Genomic DNA, 24,555 nt, shown 5'->3' on the forward strand with positions numbered 1-24,555 from the left:
ATAAATGGGCGTGAACGAGCATAAAAACCGGTAACTGCAGATGCGGCAATCTCGGCACGCGACTTGCGTAGTTTTTGGTTAGCCGAAAATTCATGGCTACACCTATTCAAGCGAGTTTGACTGCGAGGAGGGGCCGATCCATGGCAACCGCTTCATCAAAATCAATGACCGCTGCTTCCACAGATCCAACTGCGGGCGGCACGCAAAAGCAAACGCTGGTCGAGTTCGCAGGCCCCACAACCCACCCGGCGATTACGCAGATCGTCTGCGAGGTCACCGGCGATCAAGTTCGGTTGTGCGGTCAGGTACCGACCTTTTATTTGAAGCAACTAGCTCAAGAAACAGCGAGCCACGTCGAAGGGATTCGCTGCGTGTTTAACAATGTGGAAGTGTGCGCCAACCGGAGCAGCTGGCGCTAAACGACTAGCAACTGGGGGCAGGCTCGGCGGTGTTCAAACCGCCGAGCTTTTGCTTGCGCGAAGCGATTAGCTATTCACTTCGCTTCGTTCGATGTGGTATTTCTCGATTAACCGATAGAGGCTACGGCGGCTGACGCCGAGCGATTTTGCCGCCCGCAGTTTGTTACCACCTTCGTGCTGCAGGGCTTGCACCACGCGAGCGCGGGTGAGGCTGGCCAGGTCGACATCCGGCGCCAGCACGGTGGCGCCGGAGGCATTCGCTTGACCCACCACCTCGGGCGGCAGGTTCTCTTTTCGCAGCACTTCGTCGTCGGCCAGGATCTTCGCCCGCTCGATGGCGTTGATCAGCTGACGCACGTTGCCTGGCCACGAGTAGCGCGCGATCGCCTCGCGGCATTCGCGATCGAATTCCCAGCCTTCGCCGGCAAAATGATCGGCCAGCAGCAGGATGTCGTCGGTCGTGCGACCTCGCAGCGGAGGCAACATGATGGTCATCATGTTGATCCGGTAGTAAAGGTCTTCGCGGAACCGTTTGGCTTCCACTTCAGCACTTAAATCGCGATTGGTGGCCGCAATCATTCGCACATCGACGTGACGCTCTTTGAGCGAACCGACGCGGCGGAGCGAGCCATCTTCGAGCACCCTTAGCAGCTTGGGCTGCAGCGCTGGGGCGAGCTCGCCGATTTCGTCGATGAACAAGGTGCCACCGTCGGCGACTTCGAACAAGCCAGGCTTCGAGGCGGCCGCGCCGGTGAAGGCTCCCTTCTCGTGACCAAACAGTTCGCTCTCGAGCAGCGGTTCGGGTAGGGCCGCGCAGTTGATCACCACCAGCGGTTTGTCCGACCGGCAACTCGCATCGTGCAGCGCCCGGGCGACGAGTTCCTTACCGGTGCCGCTCTCGCCTTGAATGAGAATCGGCTTCTCGCTGGGGGCAGCCCGCTCGATCAAGCGAAACACTTCTTCCATGGCCGGCGATTCGCCGATCATCTTGTGCTTCGAGTGGCCGCGTTGCAGCAAGGCCTTGAGCTGGCGATTCTCTTTGCGAATGTTCGCGGTGTCGCCCGCCTTGGCGATCACGGTTTCCAATTGCTTCATCCGCACCGGCTTGGTGAGGAAGTCGTAGGCCCCGAGCTTCATCGCCTCGACGGCGCGCTCGATGGTGCCTTGCCCGGTGAGAAGGATGACTTCCATTTCGGGATTGTCGTCCTTCACCTTCTCGAGCAATTGAATGCCCGACATCCCCGGCATCACCATGTCGACCACCGCCACGGCGAAGGTGCGACTCGCCAGGGTGTCGACGGCCGTCTCGCCAGAGTCGGCAGAGGTTACCCGGTGCCCCTGGGCGGTCATGTACGACACCAGTGCTTCGCGAAGTTCCGCGTCGTCGTCAACAATTAATAGGTCGAGGCTAATGTCGGCCATCGGTCGTTTTCTCCTGCAAACAGATCCACCACTCCCTCGATGAGCGACGGTAAGACAATACCCGGACCACTTAAGCAACTCGGGTGCCAAGTGCAGCGGAATCTTTTGGGTGCTTTCTACAAGCGGGAATTGGGCGGTTTTGGGCACACTTCGCAGTGTGCGGTCACTGTGCCGCACAGTTGATGTGTGCGGCGACGCACAGCTTGTTGTACCTTATCCCCCTCGAAATCGCAGTTAGCGCGGCTCGAATAATCGCGTAAATCCTGTTTTTCTCGGTGTCGCACACATAGGGAACCCTGCGGCTTGTCAGGCATCGTCGATGTCGGTTTTGTCGCGCTGCAAACGTTGTATCGCTTGCGGCAAGCCGAGGGCAATAGCACCATCGCATCCAAAGGTGAGTGATGGATCGACTCCCCCCCATCGAGTGTAGGAAGCCTCCGCGGTTTTGCCCCCACTTCGGCGAAATCGATTCGTGGGGGCTTTATTCGCTCGATAGTGCCCCCACCCACATCAAAAAACAACGCGTTTCCCCGAGGCTTCTCGTGGGGGGTGGGGGCAAAACGTTTGGCGAAGTGCCCCCGGTCGAATCAGGTGGGGGCAGAACACCGGTCGCTGCAACATGTTGGGAGATGCTCATCGGTTCGTGATCGCTTGGGTGTGGCGGGCGGGGTATTGCGGTATGTATGTACATTACCACAGCAGGTGGCCAATTCCTAGCGAAAAATGACCGATTGCCAGGGACTCTCCAACACGCTTTAGGCTGCATTTTCAGCCGTTTGTTGTGGGGGGACCCCTACAGTTCGCGATCGAAGTGGTCCTTGATCCGATCGCGAGAATCGGGTGCCACAAACCAGTCGACGAAGCCACAATCCGAGCACACGCGAATGAGGAACTTCGAGCCATGGAAAAAGCCGAGTGGCAACAGCACAGGGCCATGCCCACCATTGGCGGAGACTTGCTTGCTGTAGATACGCGAGCCGTTGCAGTTTCGGCAAAAGGTTTGGGGAGGGTCGATTTTGTAGTTCATCGTAGGTACTCAATAAGGCGTCGAGTTCGCTAGCAGTTGGCAAACGAACCAACCGCTGCAGAACCCATTCGCTGGAGAGTATTCGCAGCAGGGGGTGACTTCTTGCAAACCACCCCTGGTGTGCTAATTGAAACCATTTGTGCCGGGTCGCACATTTGACCAGTTCGGCAAGAAAAGTCGGCCACGAAAAACAAGCGGTATTTCTAGGGTAAGACTCCGCAAGCGGGTAGCGGATTCTCTGGCATCAAAATTGCATTTGTATAGGATTGACTAGCGGGATTGCTTGGACCCGCTAGCCAACTATTCAACGGCACCAGGTGCCTGGAGGCGGTCATGAATCTTCATGCCATCCTATGCCCTGTCGACTTTTCGAAGTCGAGCGAGGCGGCGCTACAGCATGCTTCGGCACTCGCCGTAGAGGCCGATGCGAAGCTCTATATCTTGCATGTGATCGACGAGAGTGCAGCCTACTGCACCGAGTACACCGGCATGGGTTACATGCCCGACATGTCGCAACGCATCGAGTACGAATGCTCTCACTTGTTAGACGAGATCGAGCCAACTGAGCCGAAGGTTCGTTTCGAACGAATACTAATGCTGGGACCACCCGCCCGCACGATTGCGAAGGTGGCCGAGGATAAAAAGGTGGATCTCATCGTGATGGGATCGCACGGGCGGACCGGAGTGTCGCGACTGCTGATGGGGAGTGTTGCGGAAGAAGTGGTACGACTGGCCAAGTGCCCAGTGCTCACCATGAAGCACCCCGTGGGTGTCGACGTGGCTGGCAGCGGGGCGGTGCCGGTGATGTCGAAGGCCACTGCAGAGCAAACCAGCGGTGAGGAAGATCCTGTGTCCCGGCCACACTTGTCGGGTTCGCCGCTGGCGAATGGAGCCCAGGAGGCAAACAGAAGGCCAGGGTAAAACGGCTGTAAGTGAAGAGGTTCCGAGGCATGTCGGATCCAAGGCGTGAATGAAAGGAACAGGACGATGAAAAACTGGTTTATGAACAAGAAAGTGCTTGTTCCGGTCGACTTCAGTGAGGAGTCGATGAAGGCCGTGGACGACGCGATTGAAATGGCCGACACGAACGAGTTGGTTCACGTGGTGCACGTGGCTCCCGATCTCGATGTGACCACCCCGGGGGTCGTGTGGGAGTCGATCAGCGAGGACGTGCAGCGCGAGCACGTGCTGAAGACGTTCGCCAAGACGTTTGCCTCTCCCAAGTACGATGGAGTTTCCTATCACGTGGCGTTTGGCGATGCGGGACGGGGCATCGTTAAGCACGCCGAGCAGATCGACGCCGACGTGATAGTCATGCCATCCCACGGACGCGCCGGGTTCCGGCGTCTATTGTTGGGATCGGTTGCCGAGCGGGTGCTACGGCTGGCGCACCTGCCGGTGCTGGTGTTGCGGCACTAAGCGCGTGCTGCAACAAGTGGCTGCCGCGGTAACCTGCTCACCGCGGCAGCCATCAGTATCGCAAGCAGACAGGCGGTAGATGGTTCAGGCACCGTGGCCAACGTGGCCGCGGTGCCTGCTCCTATGGATTGGCCGAAATTCGCCTTCCAGGTGTCGTACTGGGCGGAACCAATGATGCCGCCGATCGGGTCGTTCGGTAGTACAAAATTGCTGCCGAGATGGTCGCGCCAAAGGGTGTAGTCGGCCAGATTCACCACGCCATCAGCGTTGTAGTCGCCTGGTAGCGACTCGAAGCTGCCGAGTGCGAAGGTGCCCTCGTGGTCGAGCACTGCCCAGGCGGTGTGATTGGTGGTATCGAAACCGAACTGGCTGAGGTCGGCGCTGTCGAGCACTCCGTTGCCATCGCTGGTCAGGTAGTCTTCGAACGTGCCCGAGAAGGCCGCGGTGCCGCCAACTCCACCATCGGTGTTCTGCTCGATGGCCAGCTGCCAGAGAGTGCCGGTGGTGTCGAGTTCAAGTATCGCCAGGTCCATGGGGGAGAGTTCCCCGAGCGTTGCGGGGTCGTAGGTGATTTGCAGCACGTACAGCCCGCTGGTGCCGGAGAAGTCGAGCTCGGCTGCATCGGACAGTAGTGTCGCGTTGGTGCCGGTGTTCGGTGCCTGGTCGATGCCGAGTGTTTGACCCACCGGCGAACTGCCAGCGACGATCGTCGTGGCGCTCTTCGCCGAGTTGATGCCGACGCTGCCCGCGTACGACCCGTTTTGCGACAAGCTTGCCGAGTCGGTCGTGGTATCGGCCAGCGTGTAAGCGACCTCCCAGCTGACCATCGGTTGTTCGTTCGCGTAGTTCAGATAGCCAGCGGGCGTGGTCATCTCGACCTCGACACTCACGGTACCCGCGTAGGTGGCGCTTCGCTTGCCGAGGTGATCGAAGGTAACCTCGGCTGCTTGCGAACTGCCAGGAGCGATGAGCGTTCCGGTGGTGTCGCCCACTGTAGGGGGAAGGCCGACCAGACCAAAGCCATCGCTGGCAGTCACGGCAATCACCTCGGCTGTGGCCCGCAGTGCACCGGTGTGCGATTCGACTGCGGCGTTCGCTAGCGAAAGCCCGGGGGATGTGTCGACTTGAATGGTACTGCTGTTGTTGCCCGACAGCTCGACTGGATCGAAGACCGACAGCGTGTAGGGGACAACCTCGTCGGGATCGCTCGAGTTCAGGTCGTTCGAAATGCGAGTCTCCAGCAGATACTCGCCCGATAGCGTGTCGGCCGGAAGCGTGGCGATGTACCCGGTGTACACGCTACTGCCAGCCGGGGCATCGACTCCGGTGGGTAGCGGATCGGCCGCTTGGAACTCCGGCGAGCTGGTCGGCTCGATCGACGCGGAAAACGTGGTATCTACCAGGCTGGTGTTCTGTACGTCGAAGCCGATCGAGAAGGGGTTGGTGCCGCGGAGAAAGTTGGAGCTGATCGCGAGCGAACTGGGAGCCACCTCCGAGTTGTTGTCGGACGTGCCCGCCTGATTGACCTCTACGTTGTCGATGGCGAACTCGAGTGGGAACGAGGGATCGGTCGGCTCGTAGATCTCGAGGATCATGTAGTCGATCTGACCGAACGGCGCGTCGGTGTAGATATCGAACAGTTGAGTCACATCGATTTCGGCATGGCCCGCCCGCCCTTCGAAGCCACCAAACGCCGAGCCTGCGTTGAACACCTCGTTCAGGTCGAGGTAGGTATACGCTTCGTACGACGAAGAGCCATCCCCCTCGTAATCAAACACTTGAATGCCAAGATAGCTCTGCGCATCGCGGCCAGCGTTGGCCCAGGCGAAGTCGAACGAGAACGTCGTCGCCGGCCCCGAGACAAAAGGATCGAACTCGAACTCCAGCGAGTAGCCATCGACCGTCGGGTTGCCCCACCAGGCGTCGCCATCGATCACCGAACTGTTGCCGGCTGCCTGGTAGTTGTTATCGAAGTAGGTCGTGTTGCCCGAGTAGTTGGCGTACGCCATGTTGATGTCGGGCGTGTAGAACACTTCGCCATCGTCGAGGTCGTTGAGCCCCCCAGTCGGGGATTGATCCCACAGGAAACCATCGCCGGTGGGACCGGACGTATGTGTGTAGTACACCGATTGTGCGATGGCCGAGTGGGTGCAAATCGCGAAACTGCTAGCGAGTAACAGCAGCGTTATCAGCAAGTGTCGAGACATGCAAGTTCCTGTGGTGTCATGCGTGAGTGCCCCGGCAGTGCAGGTTTGCGATGCGATACCCATTCGCATCGATAGGAGTACCCCCAGTTCGGGTGTGGCCGGAATAGGCTATATCTTAGAGAAAGTTTTGCCCCGGTGGCAATCGAAAAAACTGGCGCACGGCTAGCATACAGATACGCTACAGAGTGTCGGCTGGCGATTCGGATGCTGATTCCCCAGCAGTCGGGGGCTCCGACGCGGTCGGCAGCCGGTAGCAGGCGGCTTCCAAGTTGTTGCGCACCAGCAACCGATCGCCGGACAGGGCGGGGTTGTTCCAGGTGATTCCCTCGTCGGTGAGCATCTGCAGGTGGGCTACTTCGCTGTACTTTTCAGGAGTGCAATCGAGCAGCACCCCTTCGCCTTGTTCGGTGATCGCAAATAGATAGTCGCCGACCAGCAGCAGTTGCCCATGCCCAAAGTTTGGGTTGCGACGTTTCTTCCACGCTACCTTGCCTGTTTCGATCTCGACGCACGAGAGCAACGTGTGGTCGAGTCCGTAGGCATAGCCGTCGCGGATCACCAGGTTCGAGAGCTTGGTTTTCAGCACCCGCTTTTCCCAGATCGTGGTGGCTTCGAAGGAGCCGTCGTTGCTCTTGCTGATCTGCACGAGTCGGGCGCCGACGCCGTAGCCTTTGGAGACCAGCACCTGATCGTTCGGTAGCGGGATGGCCTGCGAACACGACGCATCGGCCGACGAACTGCCAGGCTGTTCGAACCGCCACAGCTCTTCGCCATCGGTCACGCGATAGCCTCCCACGGAGCTTTCGTTGACGTGCACGACTTGCAGCACACCACCAATGGTGGCCAGCACCGGCGAGGCGTACGACGTTGTCGGCGGGCCAGTGGACCATTGGATCTTTCCGGTTGCCAGGTCGAACGCATAGAGTGAGTTCATGTAGTCTTCGGCCGCCTGACCAGCCGCGATCACCACCAGATTTTGCTCGGGAACGATCAGCGGCGAGCTGCTATTGCCCCACAGTAGCGGTTCCACTTGGTACTCATCGGGCATGTTGTGCGACCAGATTACGTCGCCAGTCTCGGAGTCCAAGCAGTTGACGATGCCAGTAGCGCCCATCGTGTAGACGCGCCCTTCATGCAGGGTTGGAGTCGCCCGCGGGCCGACGCCCCCCATCCCCCCGCCGACGTCGCCGGGGTCGTGCCGCGAGGTGTCAGCATGGGTCCACACTACGTTGCCATCGTCGATGTGGTAGCAGGAGACGAGTTCCTGGTCGCCTCGCTGCTCTTGAGTCACCGCGTAATCACCCACCACGGCGAAGGCCGACCAGCCGGCGCCGATGTCTTGCTTCCACATCATCTCGGGCGGAATGGCTTGCCAATCGCCAGAGAGCGTCACGTTGGTGGCCTCGGCCCAGTAACGACCACCGAGAAAACCAGGGTAGTCGTTCGGGGTGGTCTGCCATCCGCTCGCGACTTGGTTGCCAGAGAGTTCGGCCAGTTGCTCATCGGGAGCCGCTTGCCAGGCGAAACGAACCTGCCGCCAGTTGCCGTCGCCATCGTACTGCACGTCGATGCTCATGAACCCGAGCACCAAGAGCGCTGCGACGAGCAGCCGCAGCCCCCAGCGTGGCCAATAGCCGAGCTGCTTGACCGGCGGCCAGGCAAACAGCAGCCAACCGAGCGGCACGAGGAACGACAGGTTGGCGATGGCAATCAGCGCGACGGTTTGCCGGTCGGACTCCATGCCGTGCGAACCGAGTACCAGCACCAAGGCCGCCAGCAATAGCATGAGCGCCCACCAGCAGAGTGGGAAATAACGCCGCCACCAGGCCCGCGGTTTGTTCGTGGTAACTTCAGCAGGCTCCGACGACATGGGAGGTTCGACCTTGTATATTAGGAGACTTGGCAAATGCGTAGCGAAAGTGCGTGTAGCCGACTTTAATCCTAAGGCCCTCCCATTTACACGACAACAGCAGGTTGATGGCTGAATTGCCTTCCAACGTGACGAATCAAAGAAAACCACTCATGGCAGGTCGCTCCGCGGTGGTTACCGGTAGCGCGAGCGGCATCGGGCGGGCCATCGCCCTGGCGTTTGCCTACTCCGGGGCCGACGTCCACCTGCACACCCGCGCGAACCGCGCCGGGCTGGCCGAACTGCGGGAGCAGATGACCAGTCTGGGTGTCGGCGGTAGCGACTTCGTGGGCGATCTGGCCGATTCCTCCACCTGCCAGGCGCTCGTCGCCCAGACCTGTGGTTCGGGTGCGGTCGACTTGTGGGTGAACAACGCCGGCGTCGACGTACTCACTGGCCCGGCGGCCGACTGGTCGTTCGATCGCAAGCTCGAAGCGCTCTGGCAAGTCGACGTGCGGGCGACGATGGAGCTTTCGCGGGCGGTCGGCGAGCGGATGCTCGCCTGCGGGCAGGGCAACATCATCAACATCGGTTGGGACCAGGCCGAGTTCGGCATGGAAGGGGATAGCGGGCAGATGTTTGCCGCGGTCAAGGCAGCGGTGATGGCCTTCACCCGCAGCCTGGCGCGGAGTCTGGCCCCGACGGTTCGTGTGAACTGCTTAGCACCGGGGTGGATCGCGACCAAGTGGAGCGGCAACGCGAGCGACTACTGGAACCGCCGCGCCCAGGGCGAAGCGTTGCTCGGGCGGTGGGGGACTCCCGAGGATGTCGCGGCCGCCGCGCTGTTTCTCGCCAGCGAGCAATCGCAGTTCATTACCGGACACACACTGCCCGTCAACGGAGGCTTCGCCGGCCCGTATCAAGGCGAGGCGTAGCTCGCCAGCGTTCGCTTCATTCTTTCGTTCCTATATTCTTGCTTCCCTTCGAGACCTTCTGCTGCAGTGACGCGCGAGACCATTCAATTCGTGACCGGTCGACTGGCGGAGCCATCGCTTCGCAAGCAAGTGGAGACGCTTGCGCGCGAACTCGACTTCGACTACTCGATTGCGGTGCTCCCGATCACGGTCGCCGCGCTGATGACCCCCGAGTGGATCGCCAAGAAGCTAACGCCCGACCCAAACGCGACTCGCGTGGTGCTACCGGGTTACTGCCAGGGCAACGTGTCCGCGCTGCAACAACTGGTCGGCGAGGCGACCATCGAGCTTGGCCCGCGCGACCTGCGGCGGTTGCCCGAGCACTTTGGGCAGCACGCAGTTGCCGATGGTTACGGTAACTACGACATCGAGATCCTGGCCGAGATCAATCATTGCCCTCGGCTGACGATCGATCAGATCGTTACCATCGCCCAGCGCTACGCGGCCGATGGTGCCGATGTGATCGACCTTGGCTGCGACCCCGGCGGTGGATGGCTCGGGGTAAGCGAAGCTGTGCAGGCAGTCCGCGACCTAGGGCTGCGGGTGTCGATCGATAGCACCGACGTTCGCGAGATTGCCACCGCGGTGTCGGCCGGGGCTGAGCTGGTGCTGTCGGTCAGCAGTGCCAACCGCGAGGCGGCTGTCGATTGGGGGGCCACCGTGATCGTCGTGCCCGACGACCCCAAGACGCTTGCTGGTCTCGACGACACCATTGAGTATCTGGCGACCCGCTCGGTGCCGTTGCGGATCGACCCCATCCTCGAGCCGATCGGCATGGGATTCGCCGCGAGCGTGGAACGCTACATGACCACTCGTCGGCGTTACCCTGATGCGGAAATGCTGATGGGCATCGGCAACCTCACCGAGCTGACCGATGTCGATTCGGCCGGCGTGAACGTCGTGTTGCTTGCGATTTGCCAGGAGCTTGGTATTCGCAGCGTGCTCACGACCGAAGTAATTAACTGGGCACGGTCCAGCGTCCGCGAGTGCGACCTCGCCCGGCGGTTGGTCTATCACGCGGTCGAGCAAGGCATTCCGCCAAAGCACCTGGAGCGACAACTGCTCGTGCTTCGTGATGAAAAGTTGGCGAGTCCCGCGCGCGACGAGCTGCAAACGCTTGCTGAGCAAGTGAAGGATCATAACTACCGCGTCTTTGCCACCGAAGGCGAGGTGCATCTCGTTTCGGCCGATACTCATTTGCATCACAAAGATCCATTTGAAGTGATGAAGCAACTTCTGGTGAGCGGCCCCAACGGGTCGTCTCCCAAGAACCTCGATGCAAGTCACGCGTTCTATCTCGGTTACGAAATGTGCAAGGCCGCGACCGCCCTGGCGCTCGGCAAGCAGTATCAGCAAGACGAATCGCTCGACTGGGGACACTTAACTCAGGACGAGCAGCGTCACTACCTGCGCGGCAGCCGGAGGCCCGAATGAGCGAGGCATTCCAGCCGGTAGTAACCGAGCTGCCGAGCCATTGGACCGCGGTCGAGGTGTTCCGTCGCTGGCAACATCAGCCGCATTGTGTGTTCTTCGATAGTGCGATGCCCCATGCGACGCTCGGGCGGTACTCGTTCGTGGCTTGCGATCCGTTTGAGTGGATTGAGCTGCCAGCCGATGGAAGCGATGCGCTCGGTGTGCTGGCGGCGAAGCTCTCCAGATACACGGCGAAGCCGATCGCTGGTTTGCCGCCGCTGCAGGGAGGTGCCGCAGGCCTGCTGAGTTACGACTTGTGCCATAGCCTTGAGAAGTTGCCGAAGCCGCAGCACGATGAGTTCAAGGTGCCCGCTTTGGCGATGGGACTGTACGACGTGGTCGCCGCGTTCGATCACCAGACCGGGCAGGGCTGGCTCGTCTCGCAAGGCTTTCCATCCACCGAGAGCAGTGAGCGACCGCAGCGAGCCACCTCGCGTGCTCAGCAGTTTCTGGAGCTGCTAGAAACCACGGTGCCGCCACCGCCAGCCAAGTCAGCTGAGATACCAATCGGTGAATTGGCTCCGCAGTTCGACGTCGGCGATGGCATCACCAGCGATTTCTCACGCGACGATTACTTGCGGGCGGTCGCGCGGGGAGTGGAGTACATTCACGCGGGCGACATCTTTCAGGTGAACCTCTCGCAGCGGTTGATGGTGCCAGCCGAGGGGAGTGCGAGGGAACTCTACGAGCGGCTTCGCACCCGCAATGCGGCCCCCTTCGCGGGCTATTTCGATCTCGGCAATTACCAGCTGGCAAGCGCCTCGCCCGAGCGGTTCCTGCGGGTCGTTGGTCGGCATGTCGAAACGCGCCCGATTAAAGGGACCCGTCCACTGACCTCGCGTCCCGAAGCCGATTTGTTTGCAGGCGACGAGCTTACGCGGAGCGAGAAAGATCGGGCCGAGAACGTGATGATTGTCGACCTGCTTCGCAACGACCTGTCGCAGGTTTGTTTGCCGCACAGTGTGCAGGTTACTAAACTATGCGGGCTCGAAACGTATGCTTATGTGCAGCACCTGGTTTCGGCGGTGGAAGGGGAGCTGCAACCGGAGAAAACAGCGGTCGACCTGCTGCGGGCTTCGTTCCCCGGGGGCTCGATTACCGGCGCGCCAAAAGTGCGAGCGATGGAGATCATCGCCGAGCTCGAACCAACCGCCCGCGGGGCGTACTGTGGATCGCTCGCGTATATCGGCTTCGATGGCACGATGGATAGCAACCTGCTGATCCGTACGATCACCGCTGGCAAAGGTTGGTGGCAACTCCCGGCCGGTGGCGGTATCGTCGCTGCCAGCGATCCCCGCCGAGAGTACGAAGAGACCTGGCACAAAGCCCACGGCATGCTCAAAGCACGCCAGGCGTGACCGTACCATTTGAGAAGCCTTTGCGACTAGCAGCGACGCTATGATTTTGATCATCGACAACTACGACAGCTTCGTGCATAACCTGGCTCGCTACATCGAGCGGCTGGGAGGGCAAACGCGCGTAGTACGTAACGATCAGATCACCATCGACGAGGTGCGCAAGCTTGATCCGCAAGCGGTGGTGCTCTCGCCTGGTCCGTGCACCCCCGACCAAGCGGGGTGCTCGTTGGAGTTGGTCCGCGAGCTGCATCTATCGGTGCCGATGCTGGGAGTCTGCTTAGGGCATCAGACCATTGCTCAGGCCCTGGGGGCCAGCATCCTTCGCGACGAGCAGCCTTACCACGGGCGGTCGTCGGCGATTCGCCATACTAGCGAGGGGGTGTTCGCGGGCGTGCCATCTCCCGTGACCGTGGGGCGGTATCACTCGTTGGTGGTCGATCCGGTGACGCTGCCTGATTGTCTACTACCGACAGCGTGGACCACAGAAGGGGACACGTTAATGGCCTTCGCGCATCGCGAGCTTCCCCTGGTGGGCGTGCAGTTCCATCCCGAGTCGATTCTCACCGAATATGGTTACACGATGCTTGCCAATTTCTTGCAATTGGCAGGTGTGCAAATAGCGTGCGATTTTGCCAGTTTAGGAAAGTCGGAGTTGCGAGAGCCGGTCGAGCCTCGACCGATGCCCGGTCGACCGGTTACCTTTTAGGAATCGTTCGCACGTTCTTTTCTTCTGCCCGAATAGTGCCATGATGAATTACCACGATTGTCCGCTGCTCGAGGGTGTGATCACGACCCAGAACGAGGACGGTAGCCTGCATATTGCCGCGATGGGACCGCGAGTCGACTGGCCGATCACACGCATGCTGCTGCGACCGTTCAAATCAGCAGTGACGTTCCACAACCTGTGCCGCACGCGCCGTGGCATTCTGCATGTAACCGACGACGTGCTGCTGCTCGCCCGGGCGGCAATTGGTCGGCTGCCCGAGCAGCCAGCCACCGAGCCAGGGCCCGAGGGCTACCCCCCGCGCCTGGCCGACTGCGTGCGCTGGTACGCGTTCGAGGTCGAGACGATCGACGATTCGCAGGAGCGGTCGAAGATGGAATGCCGAGTGACTGACGAAGGGCGGGTGCGCGACTTCTTTGGCTTGCATCGCGCCCGCGGCGCAGTCATCGAAGCGGCCATTCTGGCAAGTCGGTTGTCGCTGATCCCGATGGAAGACGTGCTCGATCGCTACAACGAGTATGGCATGATCATCGACAAGACCGCCGGGCCCGACGAGCGGATGGCCTTCGCCGAACTGCAAGGGTTCGTCAACGAGCGAATGGCCGAAGGCGAAACCCGCACGATGTTCGATTCGTAAGCCCCCTTTCGTGAGAACGCAGCGGCCGACGATGAGCAACCCGCAGTCCATCGAACTACGTACGGCCGCTCGCCTGCACTTTGGGTTGTGGGCCTGGGGCCCCATGCACCCCCGCCAGTTCGGTGGGGTCGGCCTGATGATCGAGCAGCCGAAGCTTACCGTGCGGGCGACGGGTGCTTCCCAGTTCGAAGCTCGTGGGGCGTTTGCGAGTCGCATGCTTGCGGTAGCCGAACGTTGCCGCACTGCGTGGAGGCTTAACTCGTTGCCAACTTGCGTGCTGGAAGTCGTGGAATCGCCTCCTACGCATGCGGGGTTTGGAGTCGGTACGCAGCTAAGCCTGGCCGTGGCCCAACTGCTGAGCGCGTGGAGCGATCCTCTGGAGAGGCACACTGCCAAGCTAATGCCCGGCGAGGAATTGGCTCGCGCTGCGAAGCGGGGCCGACGCTCGGCAATCGGCACCCACGGCTTCTGCCGAGGAGGATTGCTGGTCGATGCGGGCAAAGCGGCTGACGAACCGCTGGGGCAACTGGAAACTCGTGTGGAGTTCCCCGAGCCCTGGCGCGTGGTGCTGCTCACACCTGACAACCAGCAGGGCAAAGCGGGCAAGGAAGAGCAATCGGCGTTTGCCAAGCTGCCAGCGGTTCCTATGGCGACCACGCACCAGTTGCAGCAGATTGCCCGCGAGCGGATCGTGCCAGCATGTCAGCAAGGCGACTTCAACGAGTTTGCCACCGCGGTGTACGAGTACGGGCATCTCGCCGGGCTGTGCTTCGCCGAAGTGCAGGGGGGAGCCTACTCGAGTGATCGCATCGCGGAAATGGTCGCCGCGCTACGTGAGCGTGGTGTCGCGGGGGTGGGCCAAAGCTCGTGGGGGCCGACCCTGTTTGCCATGCAGCCAAGTCAAGCAGCGGCCGAAAAGCTGGTTGCCGAGCTACGGAGCGATACTACCGCGAATCGCTGCACGATTACCATCACTCCCGCCCGCAATCGCGGGGCGGAGTTGGTCGTCGATCCGGTATAAGCTGACGCTATCCGAGGCCGTTACAGCAGCCCGTAAGCAGTGAGCGTCTTGCGAAGCACGTCCACTTCGTGCGGCTCGAGCGGAGTCATCGGCAGCAGCATCTCGCCCGAATCGCGGCCGACCAACTGCATGGCCGACTTCACGGGAATTGGGTTGGTGGCCAGGCCGAGCATGTCGCGACAGAGGGCAAACAGCTTGTAGTGCCACTCGCGAGCGCGGGCGAAGTCGCCTTCATTCACCGCCGCGATCAGCTGCAGCATGTCACCAGGCACCAAGTTGCCGACCACGGAGACTACGCCGTGGGCACCGACCGCCATGAGCGGCAACGTCAGGCTATCGTCGCCCGAAAGCACGGTGAGGTTCGTCGCGGCGATGATCTGCGAGGCTTGATCGAGCGAGCCAGTGGCTTCCTTCACCAGCTTGATGTTCTCAAGCTCGGCCAGGCGAATGATGGTCTCCGGCTCCATGTTCTTCGCGGTGCGGCCGGGGATGTTATAGATGCACTGAGGGATGCCACACTCTTCGGCCAGTACGCGGAAGTGCTCGTAGAAGCCCTTTTGCGTTGGCTTGTTGTAGTAGGGAGCTACCTGCAACGCCGCGTCGGCACCGACGCGCTCGGCGAACTTGGTGAGTCGCAAGGCTTCGGCGGTGCTATTGCTACCGGTGCCAGGCATTACCTTGATGCGGCCAGCGGCCTTTTCCACCACAAAGGCGATTACCCGCTCGTGCACTTCATGGCTGAGCGTGGGGGATTCGCCGGTGGTGCCAACGGGGCACAGGCAGTTGGTGCCAGCGGCAATTTGGAATTCGATCTGCTCGCCGAACTTGTCGTAATCGACTTCGCCGTTGGTGATGGGGGTAGTGAGCGCAACGGAAAGTCCAGCAAACGCCTCGCCTTTGGTCGTCATCCGGGGACCTCATTTGTAAAGATTTTCAGTGGTCCGGTATGATACCGAGCGACCCGCCCGGCAGGCTAGGGGCGGCACCCTCGGCCGACGAGCCAAAAAGGCCTTTTAAGAGCGATTTATCGCCATTCGCTAGGCGTCGCAGCCGGCCACCAAACGCTTCATATCGCGCACTGCCTGCTCCATGCCGACCATCATCGCGCGGGCCATGATGCTATGGCCGATGTTGAGTTCGTGCATGTTGGCAATCGCGGCCACGGGGCGGACATTTCGGTACGTGAGCCCATGCCCGGCGTTGAGAATCAGCCCGCCATCGGTGATCTGCCGGCCCGCTTCGGTGAGCGTCTTGAGTTCTCCCTCGGCGTTGCCATGGTCCGACGCGTGGGCGTAGGCACCCGTATGTAGCTCGATGGCCTCGGCCCCGGTCGCGATACCAGCTTCGAGCTGACGCGGATCGGGATCGAGAAACAAACTGACGACGATGCCCGCGTCCTGCAATCGCTTGACCGCCTCGCCGACCTTGGCTTGCTGCCCGATGACGTCGAGTCCCCCTTCGGTGGTGACCTCTTCGCGTCGTTCAGGCACCAGCGTCACTTGCGACGGTCGCAGCTCGCAGGCAATCTGCAGCATCTCGTCGGTGGTCGCACACTCGAGATTCGTCGGCACGGCCACGGTTTGCACCAGCAGGCGAGCGTCGCGGTCCTGGATGTGCCGGCGATCTTCACGCAGGTGCAGCGTGATGCCGTCGGCGCCTCCGAGTTCAGCGAGCGCGGCCGCCCATACGGGGTCGGGCTCGTTGGTCTTACGAGCCTGGCGGACGGTTGCCACGTGATCGATATTAACGCCGAGTCGAGCCATGAGTTTTCGAGGTCGCTTATGTAAGGTGGGGCTAAGGGGAGACCGGCTGGGCAAACACTTGCCGGCGGTCGAATCGGCCGTCGCGGTTGGTATCGGACTCCAGCAGCCAGGTTTGGGTCGCCGCATCGTAACTCAAGCGATGTTGCACCTGTCCCCCGGGCGAGGTAGCCACCAGCGGACGACCGATCGCAGCAATGGCCTCGGCCAGGGCCTCGTCGGGGCGTTGCGGAGTGTCGCGTGCCCGTTGTTCTGCGATTCGATGGCCGAGCCATAGTATCGCTAAACCAGCCAGCGCCATCAAGGCGACCGGGCGCCAGATCACTAACTGAAGCGGTTCCTCGGTAATAGGTTCGCCAAAGTCGTTGTATTCAGGTTGTTCGTCTTGTAGGGCTGCTGCTTCGGTTCGTACAATTTCGGCCGCTTGTTGGCGATACTCCGATGGTACCTGCAGCACGTAGTCGCTGGCCCAGCTGCCGGAAGTCGCGCTGAACGATTCGGCATGCACGAGCCGGGCTTCGATTTCGTGGTATTCCAAAAAACTCACCAGATAGCCCGCTTCGGCCAGATTCGGTACCCGCGCGACGTCGCTCCAGGGGGCATCCTCCGCGGCCGGCTGACAGGTGGGGCAAACGCCGGTTGCTTGCTGCTGGCGGGAAATCAAATGCTGGCATTTCGGGCAAAGCGGCATATCAGTCTCCCAGGGGCCTGAAGGTTCGAGCGGCGGTGCAAAAGGTGCCATCCGACATTGTTGCGGCGACCACCGAGGATGTCCACGAAATACCGCGGAGGGTGCTCGGCAGGTAGCTGAGAATTTTTCAGCTTTTTTACTCCCTTTCGTACCAGACCGATTGTGGTTAGCCATGCCAGTTGTGCCAATTTTGGGCGTGACAGCTTGGCCGGAAATATCGATTTTCCCATCGCTATTCCTCACCTCGAAGGGGAAAACCGACACACCCGTGGCAGCGAAACGACACCCCCCAACGGCTGATGTTGTTGTTTTGCAACCGTGCTTATTTGTGGCTTCATCAGTCGACGGTTCGACGATTCGACGCTGTCGAATACTGAGCTACCTTTGTGCGTCCCGGCAGGAACGCCGACTGAGATCGGACGCCCGCACTAAGCGAGGCAAGTAACAAACCAAGTGAAGTTCGACATAAGATGGTCGGGCACACCAAGCGGAAAGCGACAACCCCTTGAACGCACATCTTGAGACAAAGGCCTCGGCCATGAACTGCCATTCTTTAGCTTGCAGAATCGAAGACCTGCAGCCCGAAGCAACGCCCCAGGACGTCGCCCGGTTGTGTCTTCTTTTGACAAATGAGTATGCGGATCTGGAACAGCTAGTCGACGGACCGACCCTGCAACGCGCCTGGCGAGAAACCGGTTTGCGTTTGCAGCTAGCAACCGATCAGCATGCTGCGATGGCTCAAGAACTCGAAGAGCTGGCGAGCGGCGACCCCAAGAGCTTCACGCAGGAGCAAATCTGGGTGCTGATTCGCGCCATCAAGGTGCAGAGTCAGATCTTGCAGATGTACGTGGGCCATCCTTTGTTGGATGTGTAGTCGCGACGCTTCGATAGACGAAAGCGGCTTGGCTACGACATCGACGATAGCAGGCCGGCCGCCACGTTCATGTAGATCACGATTCCTGCGATGTCGATGATGCCGGCCACAAATGGGTTGCTCATCAACGCGGGATCGAGCCCCAGTCGGCGAAAGATCATCGGCAAAGTACCGCCGCATAAGGTGCTGCAGATCACCACTAGCACGAGGGTAATGGGCACCACCAGTACTTCGTGCCAACTCGGTGGTTGAAAGGTTGCTGCGACCTGCGGGTCGTCGGGTTCAAACGTGCTGAGAATGCCCATCGCGCATAGATAACCGCCGATGGCGAGCATGCTGCCCAGGCAGAAGCCCATCCAGACTTCGCGCTTAATCACGCGCCACCAGTCGCTGAGCTTTACATCGCCATGGGTCATGGCGGTAATCACCAGCGTGGCCGATTGACTTCCCGAGTTACCACCGCTGGAGATCACTAGCGGGATGAATAGCACGAGCCAAGGGACTCGCTCGAACTCGCCTTGGTACTCGCCGAGCGCGAACGCGGTGAACAAGGCCCCCAGGAACAAGATGCTGAGCCACATGCCCCGCTTCCAGGCCAGCGTGAACCAGTGCGTTTCCAGGTAACTATCGTCTAGCGGATCGACGGCCGCGGCCATGTGAGCGTCTTCGGTGGCCTCTTCACGCAACACGTCGATGATATCGTCGTGCGTGATGATGCCGAGCAGGTGCTGATGATCGTCGACTACCGGAATGGCGATGAAGTCGAAGCTGGCCACTTTTGCGGCAACTGTTTCCTGATCGTCGGTTGCCAGCACGGTTACTACGTCGCGCTGCATCAGGTCGGTGATTTTGGTGTTGGGTTTGCCGAAGTGAGTCACCAGCTGACGAGCCGAAATCAACCCTCGCAGTCGGTTGTCCTCATCCACAATATAGTTGTAATACACCGTTTCAAGGTCTTCGCTCTGGCGGGCGATAGCTTCCAAAGCCTGGTGCACGGTGAGTGTTTCGCTCAGCCGCGCAACCTCGGTGGTCATCACGCTACCAGCGGTTCCCTCAGGGAACTCCATCAGCCGGAGTGTTTCGCGTCGCTCCTCGGCCGGCAGCAACGGAAGCATCTCTTCGACCACGTCGGGATGCACGTCGCTAATTAGGTCGACACGGTCGTCCGCAGGCAGATCGGCTACCAGCGACGAGGTCTCGGTCGGCGATACCGTTTCGAGGATGTCGACCTGCATGCTGTCGGGCAAGAAGCCAAACAGTTCGGCTTGCCGATTCGAATCGGCGGCCTGCAGCACCTGCCAGGCTTCCTGCGGATTGAGCCCTTCCATAAATTCCGCCGCACGGGCGGGGTGCAACGCTGAACTAAACTCGCGGAGACCTTCGGTATCGCCGGAAGTCAGCATTTCGCGCAGTTCGGGGAGTAGCAGCGTATTAATCATGAAGCGGGTCGAATTCTTGCAATAGGCGGCATTTTTCGAGGGGCGAGGGGCGTCCCAGCAGTTTAGTTTCCACACCTTAGACCGTAAACGCCCAGCGACAAGCGAAACCGCATGATTTACCGAATTAAAATACCTTTCTTGAGCCCGGATAGGCTTCGACGCAACCGTGGTTACAATGGGAGATTCGTTATTCCCCCGGCGTTACCAGTACGATTGCCGCCTACCATGAGCAGTCCCTTGTTACGATTGGCCACCGAAGCGGATTTGGCGGCAATCAACGACATTCACAATCACTACGTGGTCAATACCACCAGCACTTACGCGCTCGAGCCAATGACGCTCGAAGCCCGCCGTGCGTGGTTTACCAATCGCGCCGAGATTCATCCGGTGACCGTGGTGGAACGCGACGATCGCATCGTCGCCTGGGGCGCGCTGGGCGTATTCCGCTTGCTGGCTGGATACCGCACCACGGCCGAAAACTCAGTGTACGTGCATCCCGACTTTGTGCGGCAGAAGCTCGGCTCGATGATCCTGGCCGACCAAACCCGCCGGGCGGTGGAGCTAGGGCTGCACAGCATCATTGCAGTGATCGATAGCGAGAAGGTCGCCAGCATCGAAGCCCATCGCAAGCATGGGTTCAAGGAAATCGGTCGCCTGATGCAAGTCGCCCGCAAGTTCGACAAGTTCCAGGACGCCATGTTCATGCAATGGCTGCCGAGCGAACCGTCGTAAGCGTCAGCGGTCCGTCATGGCAGCCGGCGTCGCTCTGCTCACATGATCGCTAGAAGACTTCTGGCGGCCACAGGTGGTACAGCATCACGTATACCACCACTCCGGTTACCGACACGTACATCCACACGGGAAACGTGATTTTAGCCCACCAGCGGTGCAGTATCCGCATTCGCTGCATGTACTCGCTTTGCTCGGCTTCGCTGGCGAGCTTTACCTGCGTTGGTAACCAGTCGCCATGGGCCCGCAGGCCGAGGTAGATGGTCCATACAGCGAGAAACGGAACGTTCATCGCCAGGGCGATATGCGACAGCAGTATCGTGAGGTACAGGAACTTCACAAGCCCGTCGCCGCCAAACGGGGTCTGCAAGTTCAGCACCAGGTGGTAGTACAGGTAGCAGCCCAGGAACACGATCGACGCCCCAAACGCGGCCAGCATGGCCCATTTGTGCGCCTGCTCCTTGCGGCGTTTGATCAGCAAGAAGCCAACGATCAGCAGCACAGTAGCCAGCAGATTCAGCGACGCGTTGACATGAACAATCGGGTGCGGGCTCATGACTTCAAATCCCCTTGGGTGCGGGTGCGGACCGCCATCGAGGCCAGTGCCAGCATCACCACGGCAAAGGCAATTGTTACGATCCACGACACGCTGAGCGAAGGTAGCCAGCTGTCTTCAATCACTTTCGATTCGGCCAACAGGTGACGCAAGCCAGCGACGCCGTAAGTGAGCGGATTGATCGTTACCAGGTAGCTGAGCAGGCTATCTTTAGGGGGAGCGAAAAACGCCCCGCTGAGCAGCCACATGGGAAACAGCAACAAACTCATCATTGCGTGGTAGCCCTGGCTCGAATCGGTTTTCCAAGCCAGGTAGAAACCGAGCCCTGTGAGGGCGATCGACAGCACCATCATCAAAACCATCGACAGCAGCACGCCGGTGATGGGGGGGTGAATCTCGGATATTGTTAGCCAGCCGAGCAGCAGAAAGAGCATCGCCTGCAGCCAGGCGATGGTCGCTCCACCGAGTACCTTGCCGAGCACCATGGCCCACCTCGGCACCGGCGAGACCAGCACGCCTTGCAGGAAGCCTTCGTTGCGGTCTTCGATCACCGAAATCGTGGTGAAGATCGCCGTGAACAGCAGGATCATCGCCAGGATGCCGGGGAACTGGTAGGCGTAGCCGAGATCGACCGACTTGAATCCTTCGCTGAACATCAGCCAGAAGATGATTGGTTGGCCTAACGCCCCAAACACGCGAGTGCGTTGGCGGAAGAACCGAATCAGCTCGCGCCAGGCCAGCGTGACGATTGCAGGCACTACAGGAACAGAGCGTACAGCAGGCGAAGCGGTAGACATGGCAACAGAATTCGGTTCGAAGGACAGGCTCGAAAGGGCGGGCGACTAGTGGCTGGCAGGCGTAGGTTCGTTCTCGACTTCGGCAAAGAACTGATGACCCGTGCGGGCGATGAACACGTCCTCGAGCGTCGGCTTGCCTAGCGTGACCGCGTCGATTTGTTCGCCGAGTCCTTCGATCAAGCGGGGAACAAGCTCGTGCCCGTTGGGTTGTTCGAGTCGCACGGTGCCATCCACCACGCTGGCTTCGAGCTGGAGCTTCTCGCGGATTGCCTGGCACAACGCCTGGGAATCGGCCGTGCGAAGGATCAGCGTGTCGCCACCGAGCGACGCCTGTAGCGCGGTCGGGGTGTCGAGGGCCACGAGTTCGCCGCGATGCATGATGCCTAATCGGTCGGCCCGCTCGGCTTCCTCCAGAAGGTGGGTCGTGAGCACGATGGTCACCCCTTCTTCCTTCAGGCCAGCGAAGTACCGCCAAAGGTCGCTACGAGCCCCCGGGTCGAGCCCGGTGGCTGGTTCGTCGAGGATGAGCATCTTGGGGGCGTGCAGCATGGCTTGCGCCAGTTCGACACGACGACGCTGACCACCGGAGAGTGTTTCGACATAGGCCTTGAGCTTTTCCGACAGGCCGAGGCGATCGATCATGCCGACCGCTTTTTGCTTGAGCTGGCTCCCTCCCAGGCCGTAGAGTCGGCCATGATGCATCAAGTTCTCGAGCACGGTCAGCTTCTTGTCGATGCTCGGTGCCTGGAACACGACCCCGATCTGCCCACGTACCGCAGCACCCTGCGTGCGAACGCTATGGCCGAGCACATCGATCTCGCCTTGTTGCAGGGGAACGAGTGTCGAAATCAGGCGGAAGAGCGTGGTTTTGCCGCTGCCGTTGGGGCCTAACAGAGCGAAGACTTCGCCCTTGGCAACCTCGAACGAGACACCGCGAACCGCTTCGTGGTCTCCGTAACGGTAGCGCACTTCGCGGATGGATAGGGCAGGGGAGTCGGGCATTTGGTGGCGCGGGGCGAAAGGGAAACTGGAGGCAAGTGCATGATTTTACAGCGATGCGGCTAAATCGCCACCAGGAATAGCCCCAAAATCCAGCAAGGTAGGTAAATCAAGCTGGCCCGCAACAGCAGGCGGGAACTCACATCGCCGGGCGAGCGAGCAAATACCACCGAGGCCCACAAATAGACGCCTGCCAGCAGCACGCACCAAATCGCGTACGCACTGCTCAGCAGCATCGAATCCGAAACCATGATCGGTACCAAACTCACCGGAATCAGCAGCAGCGAGCCAATGATTGCCAGCTGACCCGCGCGTCGTCCGCTGGGGTCGACCGTGGTGCTCATCACGTATCCGCCGCGTTGGTAGTCGTCTTTGCATCGCCAGGCGATGGCCATGAAGTGAGGATATTGCCACAGGTAAAGCACGCCAAAAAGCGCACAACCGACCCAGTCGAGCTTGCCACCCGCGGCGACCCACCCCATGACAATCGGCAGCGAACCGCTTGCTGCGCCGACCGCAGTGTTGAGCGTCGAGCGTGTTTTAAGCGGCGTGTAAATCACTACGTACAAACACCAGCAAATGAGGCCAAGGGTGAGCGTGGGGGCGCCGGGGCCGATCGCCAGCAAGGCAACTCCGCCAGCCAGCAGCAACAGCCCGTACACGACCGCGTGCCAGGGAACCACTCTGCCAGCAGGGAGCGGGCGATTCGCGGTGCGAACCATCATCGCATCCAGGTCGCGCTCAAGCCACATGTTCAGGGTGCTCGCACTTCCAGCAACCAAACCGGTACCAAGCAGCGTGGCCACCAACACCAATGGCGACCACTGGCTACCAGCGGCCAGATAAAATCCCATGGCAATCGTGATCAGCTCCATGGCCACAATGCGCGGCTTGGTTAATTCCCAAAAATCAGCGAATCGGGAGGTCCAAGCAACGCGGTCGGTCATGACGCCAGTCGTGGTGGGAGTGCTCATCGGGTGGTTGCTCCTTGCTCGAGTCGAGCAGTCGGCTCGTTCCAGCGGAGTGAGTGCGGGGCGTTCTCGTTGGCCACGCCGGGAGCCATTCGCCAACTCAAGAGCAGCACAATCGTCGTCGTGCCGAGCAATAACGCGCCGGTTGCCTGGTGGGCGGTCACTACGTGCGACTGCCACCAGCCGTCGGCCAGCACGGCCTCGGGCGACATCGGCAAGATGCCCCGCAGCCAGAGGGGAGTGCCGTACTTCAAGATCCAGGTTGCCAGCCCCAGCAGCAATTGAAAGAGCATGGCGAAGTTCAGCACCCATCCACTGCGACGAAGAAACTTGGGGAACTCCGCCCGGGTGGCGAGCCACGCCATGCGCAGCACCAGCACGGTCACCAGACCAGCCAGTACCACATGCACCCGCGTGGCATGCGTAAACGCGGTGGTGACAAACGTAACCGGCATGTGACGTATTAACGCGCCGACGATCATCTGCAGATAAACCAGCACGCAAGTCAGTCGGGCGATGCCGAACAAGCGACCTGCAAGCGGTGAGTTTTCGGGCAATTCGAGTTCGTTCCAGCTGCGCGAGGTCCACACCACCAGAGCGGCCGTGAGGGCAAAAAACAGCGGACCAACGCAGCCATGAATCATGGCCAGGATCCGGTCGTCGAGCAGCACGCGGAATCCGCCGAGCGCGCCTTGGGCGATCACTCCGATCACGGTGACGATGCCAGCCCACCGCATCCAGCTGCGAGAGTCGTACTTCCACAGTAGCCCCGCGATCAACAGGCTCAAGAGGCCGATAATCGTGGCCAGCAACCGGTGGCCATGTTCGACAAACAAATCCCACGGGCCCGACCACCAGGTCGACAGTGGGTAGAGGAACATGTTGTAGCCATAGGTTCCCGGCCAATCGGGAACCGCCATGCCCGACTTCGTGGTCGTGACCAGCCCGCCGATCCAGAGCAATGGAAAGGTGAGCACACAGAGCACCCAGGCGACCCATCGCGTCCAGCGGAGCCCGGCCGGTAGCTTTTCGGCCGAAACTTGGCTGTCACGTACTTTTGCCGACTGGGTTGCCATGCAACTGAAACCGAAGGGGTGAGACCGGGGGGAGTGCGCATCGAGGGCGGGAAATTGGATAGCCCGGTATTATAAGGCGTGACCACCTGTCGGCAAAAGCGGTCAAAATGTCGCACCTAAAGGCGACTTGCCT

The 24,555-nt window shown here is 60.4% G+C and carries 24 protein-coding genes; 11 read left to right on the top strand and 13 right to left on the bottom strand.

Features of this window, described 5'->3' with window-relative positions; all coding sequences use genetic code 11:
• The first annotated feature begins 140 nt into the window (after positions 1–140).
• Positions 141–419: a BON domain-containing protein gene (locus Pan181_RS06280; protein WP_145246019.1), complete on the top strand. Its 279-nt coding sequence runs from the start codon at positions 141–143 to the stop codon at positions 417–419.
• Between the two features lie 66 nt (positions 420–485).
• Here the strand turns inward: Pan181_RS06280 and Pan181_RS06285 are convergent, their stop codons facing one another.
• Both Pan181_RS06285 and Pan181_RS06290 read right to left on the bottom strand, forming a co-directional pair.
• Positions 486–1,841 (bottom strand): sigma-54-dependent transcriptional regulator, encoded by a 1,356-nt coding sequence (locus tag Pan181_RS06285; RefSeq protein ID WP_145246020.1) that lies wholly within the window; start codon positions 1,839–1,841, stop codon positions 486–488.
• Positions 1,842–2,634: 793 nt separating this feature from the next.
• A complete protein-coding gene (locus tag Pan181_RS06290) occupies positions 2,635–2,868 on the bottom strand; it encodes a hypothetical protein (RefSeq protein WP_145246021.1) in 234 nt (77 codons plus the stop codon).
• Positions 2,869–3,201: 333 nt separating this feature from the next.
• On the opposite strand from Pan181_RS06290, the gene Pan181_RS06295 reads away from it, so the two are divergent.
• Positions 3,202–3,789, top strand: coding sequence for a universal stress protein (locus Pan181_RS06295; protein WP_145246022.1), 588 nt, complete (start codon positions 3,202–3,204; stop codon positions 3,787–3,789).
• Positions 3,790–3,855: 66 nt separating this feature from the next.
• Positions 3,856–4,287 (top strand): universal stress protein, encoded by a 432-nt coding sequence (locus Pan181_RS06300; protein ID WP_145246023.1) that lies wholly within the window; start codon positions 3,856–3,858, stop codon positions 4,285–4,287.
• Here Pan181_RS06300 and Pan181_RS06305 read toward each other — a convergent pair.
• Positions 4,284–6,494 (bottom strand): hypothetical protein, encoded by a 2,211-nt coding sequence (locus Pan181_RS06305; RefSeq protein WP_145246024.1) that lies wholly within the window; start codon positions 6,492–6,494, stop codon positions 4,284–4,286. The two genes, Pan181_RS06300 and Pan181_RS06305, sit on opposite strands and share 4 nt — an antisense overlap.
• Positions 6,495–6,672: 178 nt before the next feature.
• Positions 6,673–8,364, bottom strand: a complete 1,692-nt coding sequence (locus Pan181_RS06310) for an outer membrane protein assembly factor BamB family protein (protein WP_145246025.1) — start codon at positions 8,362–8,364, stop codon at positions 6,673–6,675.
• Between the two features lie 152 nt (positions 8,365–8,516).
• Here Pan181_RS06310 and Pan181_RS06315 point away from each other — a divergent pair, with 152 nt between their 5' ends.
• From Pan181_RS06315 to Pan181_RS06340, 6 genes are all read left to right on the top strand, one after another.
• On the top strand, positions 8,517–9,278 hold the full coding sequence (locus Pan181_RS06315) for an SDR family NAD(P)-dependent oxidoreductase (RefSeq protein ID WP_231943769.1): 762 nt from the start codon (positions 8,517–8,519) through the stop codon (positions 9,276–9,278).
• A gap of 66 nt (positions 9,279–9,344) precedes the next feature.
• Positions 9,345–10,751 (top strand): DUF6513 domain-containing protein, encoded by a 1,407-nt coding sequence (locus tag Pan181_RS06320; protein WP_145246027.1) that lies wholly within the window; start codon positions 9,345–9,347, stop codon positions 10,749–10,751.
• On the top strand, positions 10,748–12,148 hold the full coding sequence (locus Pan181_RS06325) for an anthranilate synthase component I family protein (RefSeq protein WP_145246028.1): 1,401 nt from the start codon (positions 10,748–10,750) through the stop codon (positions 12,146–12,148). Before Pan181_RS06320 ends, Pan181_RS06325 begins: the two co-directional genes overlap by 4 nt.
• A gap of 40 nt (positions 12,149–12,188) precedes the next feature.
• The gene (locus Pan181_RS06330) at positions 12,189–12,854 is read left to right on the top strand and encodes an anthranilate synthase component II (RefSeq protein WP_145246029.1); all 666 of its coding nucleotides are present in this window, start codon (positions 12,189–12,191) and stop codon (positions 12,852–12,854) included.
• A 40-nt stretch (positions 12,855–12,894) separates the two neighbouring features.
• Entirely contained in the window at positions 12,895–13,509 is a 615-nt protein-coding gene (locus Pan181_RS06335) for a DUF447 domain-containing protein (RefSeq protein WP_197528974.1), read from the top strand.
• Between the two features lie 31 nt (positions 13,510–13,540).
• A complete protein-coding gene (locus Pan181_RS06340) occupies positions 13,541–14,530 on the top strand; it encodes a beta-RFAP synthase (RefSeq protein ID WP_145246030.1) in 990 nt (329 codons plus the stop codon).
• Positions 14,531–14,550: 20 nt separating this feature from the next.
• Here Pan181_RS06340 and dapA read toward each other — a convergent pair whose 3' ends face one another.
• The 3 genes from dapA to Pan181_RS06355 all read right to left on the bottom strand — a co-directional run bounded on the left by dapA (position 14,551) and on the right by Pan181_RS06355 (position 16,981).
• Positions 14,551–15,438 (bottom strand): 4-hydroxy-tetrahydrodipicolinate synthase, encoded by an 888-nt coding sequence (gene dapA, locus Pan181_RS06345; RefSeq protein WP_145246031.1) that lies wholly within the window; start codon positions 15,436–15,438, stop codon positions 14,551–14,553.
• 129 nt (positions 15,439–15,567) lie between these two features.
• Entirely contained in the window at positions 15,568–16,293 is a 726-nt protein-coding gene (locus Pan181_RS06350) for a pyridoxine 5'-phosphate synthase (RefSeq protein ID WP_145246032.1), read from the bottom strand.
• A 31-nt stretch (positions 16,294–16,324) separates the two neighbouring features.
• Complete coding sequence (locus Pan181_RS06355; RefSeq protein WP_145246033.1) at positions 16,325–16,981, bottom strand: hypothetical protein; 657 nt, start codon at positions 16,979–16,981, stop codon at positions 16,325–16,327.
• Between the two features lie 505 nt (positions 16,982–17,486).
• On the opposite strand from Pan181_RS06355, the gene Pan181_RS06360 reads away from it, so the two are divergent.
• The gene (locus Pan181_RS06360) at positions 17,487–17,855 is read left to right on the top strand and encodes a hypothetical protein (protein WP_231943770.1); all 369 of its coding nucleotides are present in this window, start codon (positions 17,487–17,489) and stop codon (positions 17,853–17,855) included.
• 32 nt (positions 17,856–17,887) lie between these two features.
• Here the strand turns inward: Pan181_RS06360 and mgtE are convergent, their stop codons facing one another.
• Positions 17,888–19,294, bottom strand: coding sequence for a magnesium transporter (gene mgtE / locus Pan181_RS06365; RefSeq protein WP_145246034.1), 1,407 nt, complete (start codon positions 19,292–19,294; stop codon positions 17,888–17,890).
• Positions 19,295–19,519: 225 nt separating this feature from the next.
• Between mgtE and Pan181_RS06370 the strand changes: the two genes are divergently transcribed.
• A complete protein-coding gene (locus Pan181_RS06370; protein WP_197528975.1) occupies positions 19,520–20,026 on the top strand; it encodes a GNAT family N-acetyltransferase in 507 nt (168 codons plus the stop codon).
• 49 nt (positions 20,027–20,075) lie between these two features.
• Here Pan181_RS06370 and Pan181_RS06375 read toward each other — a convergent pair whose 3' ends face one another.
• Genes Pan181_RS06375 through Pan181_RS06395 form a run of 5 tightly spaced genes read right to left on the bottom strand, consistent with a single transcriptional unit; the run spans position 20,076 to position 24,422 of the window.
• Positions 20,076–20,579: a DUF420 domain-containing protein gene (locus Pan181_RS06375; RefSeq protein ID WP_145246036.1), complete on the bottom strand. Its 504-nt coding sequence runs from the start codon at positions 20,577–20,579 to the stop codon at positions 20,076–20,078.
• On the bottom strand, positions 20,576–21,376 hold the full coding sequence (locus Pan181_RS06380) for an ABC transporter permease (RefSeq protein WP_145246037.1): 801 nt from the start codon (positions 21,374–21,376) through the stop codon (positions 20,576–20,578). Before Pan181_RS06380 ends, Pan181_RS06375 begins: the two co-directional genes overlap by 4 nt.
• A gap of 45 nt (positions 21,377–21,421) precedes the next feature.
• Positions 21,422–22,378: an ABC transporter ATP-binding protein gene (locus tag Pan181_RS06385; protein WP_145246038.1), complete on the bottom strand. Its 957-nt coding sequence runs from the start codon at positions 22,376–22,378 to the stop codon at positions 21,422–21,424.
• 59 nt (positions 22,379–22,437) lie between these two features.
• Positions 22,438–23,349, bottom strand: a complete 912-nt coding sequence (cyoE, locus tag Pan181_RS06390; RefSeq protein ID WP_197528976.1) for a heme o synthase — start codon at positions 23,347–23,349, stop codon at positions 22,438–22,440.
• Complete coding sequence (locus Pan181_RS06395) at positions 23,346–24,422, bottom strand: COX15/CtaA family protein (protein ID WP_145246040.1); 1,077 nt, start codon at positions 24,420–24,422, stop codon at positions 23,346–23,348. The genes cyoE and Pan181_RS06395 overlap by 4 nt, the downstream gene beginning before the upstream one ends.
• Positions 24,423–24,555: the final 133 nt, after the last annotated feature.

This window comes from Aeoliella mucimassa (assembly GCF_007748035.1).
Lineage (GTDB): Bacteria > Planctomycetota > Planctomycetia > Pirellulales > Lacipirellulaceae > Aeoliella > Aeoliella mucimassa.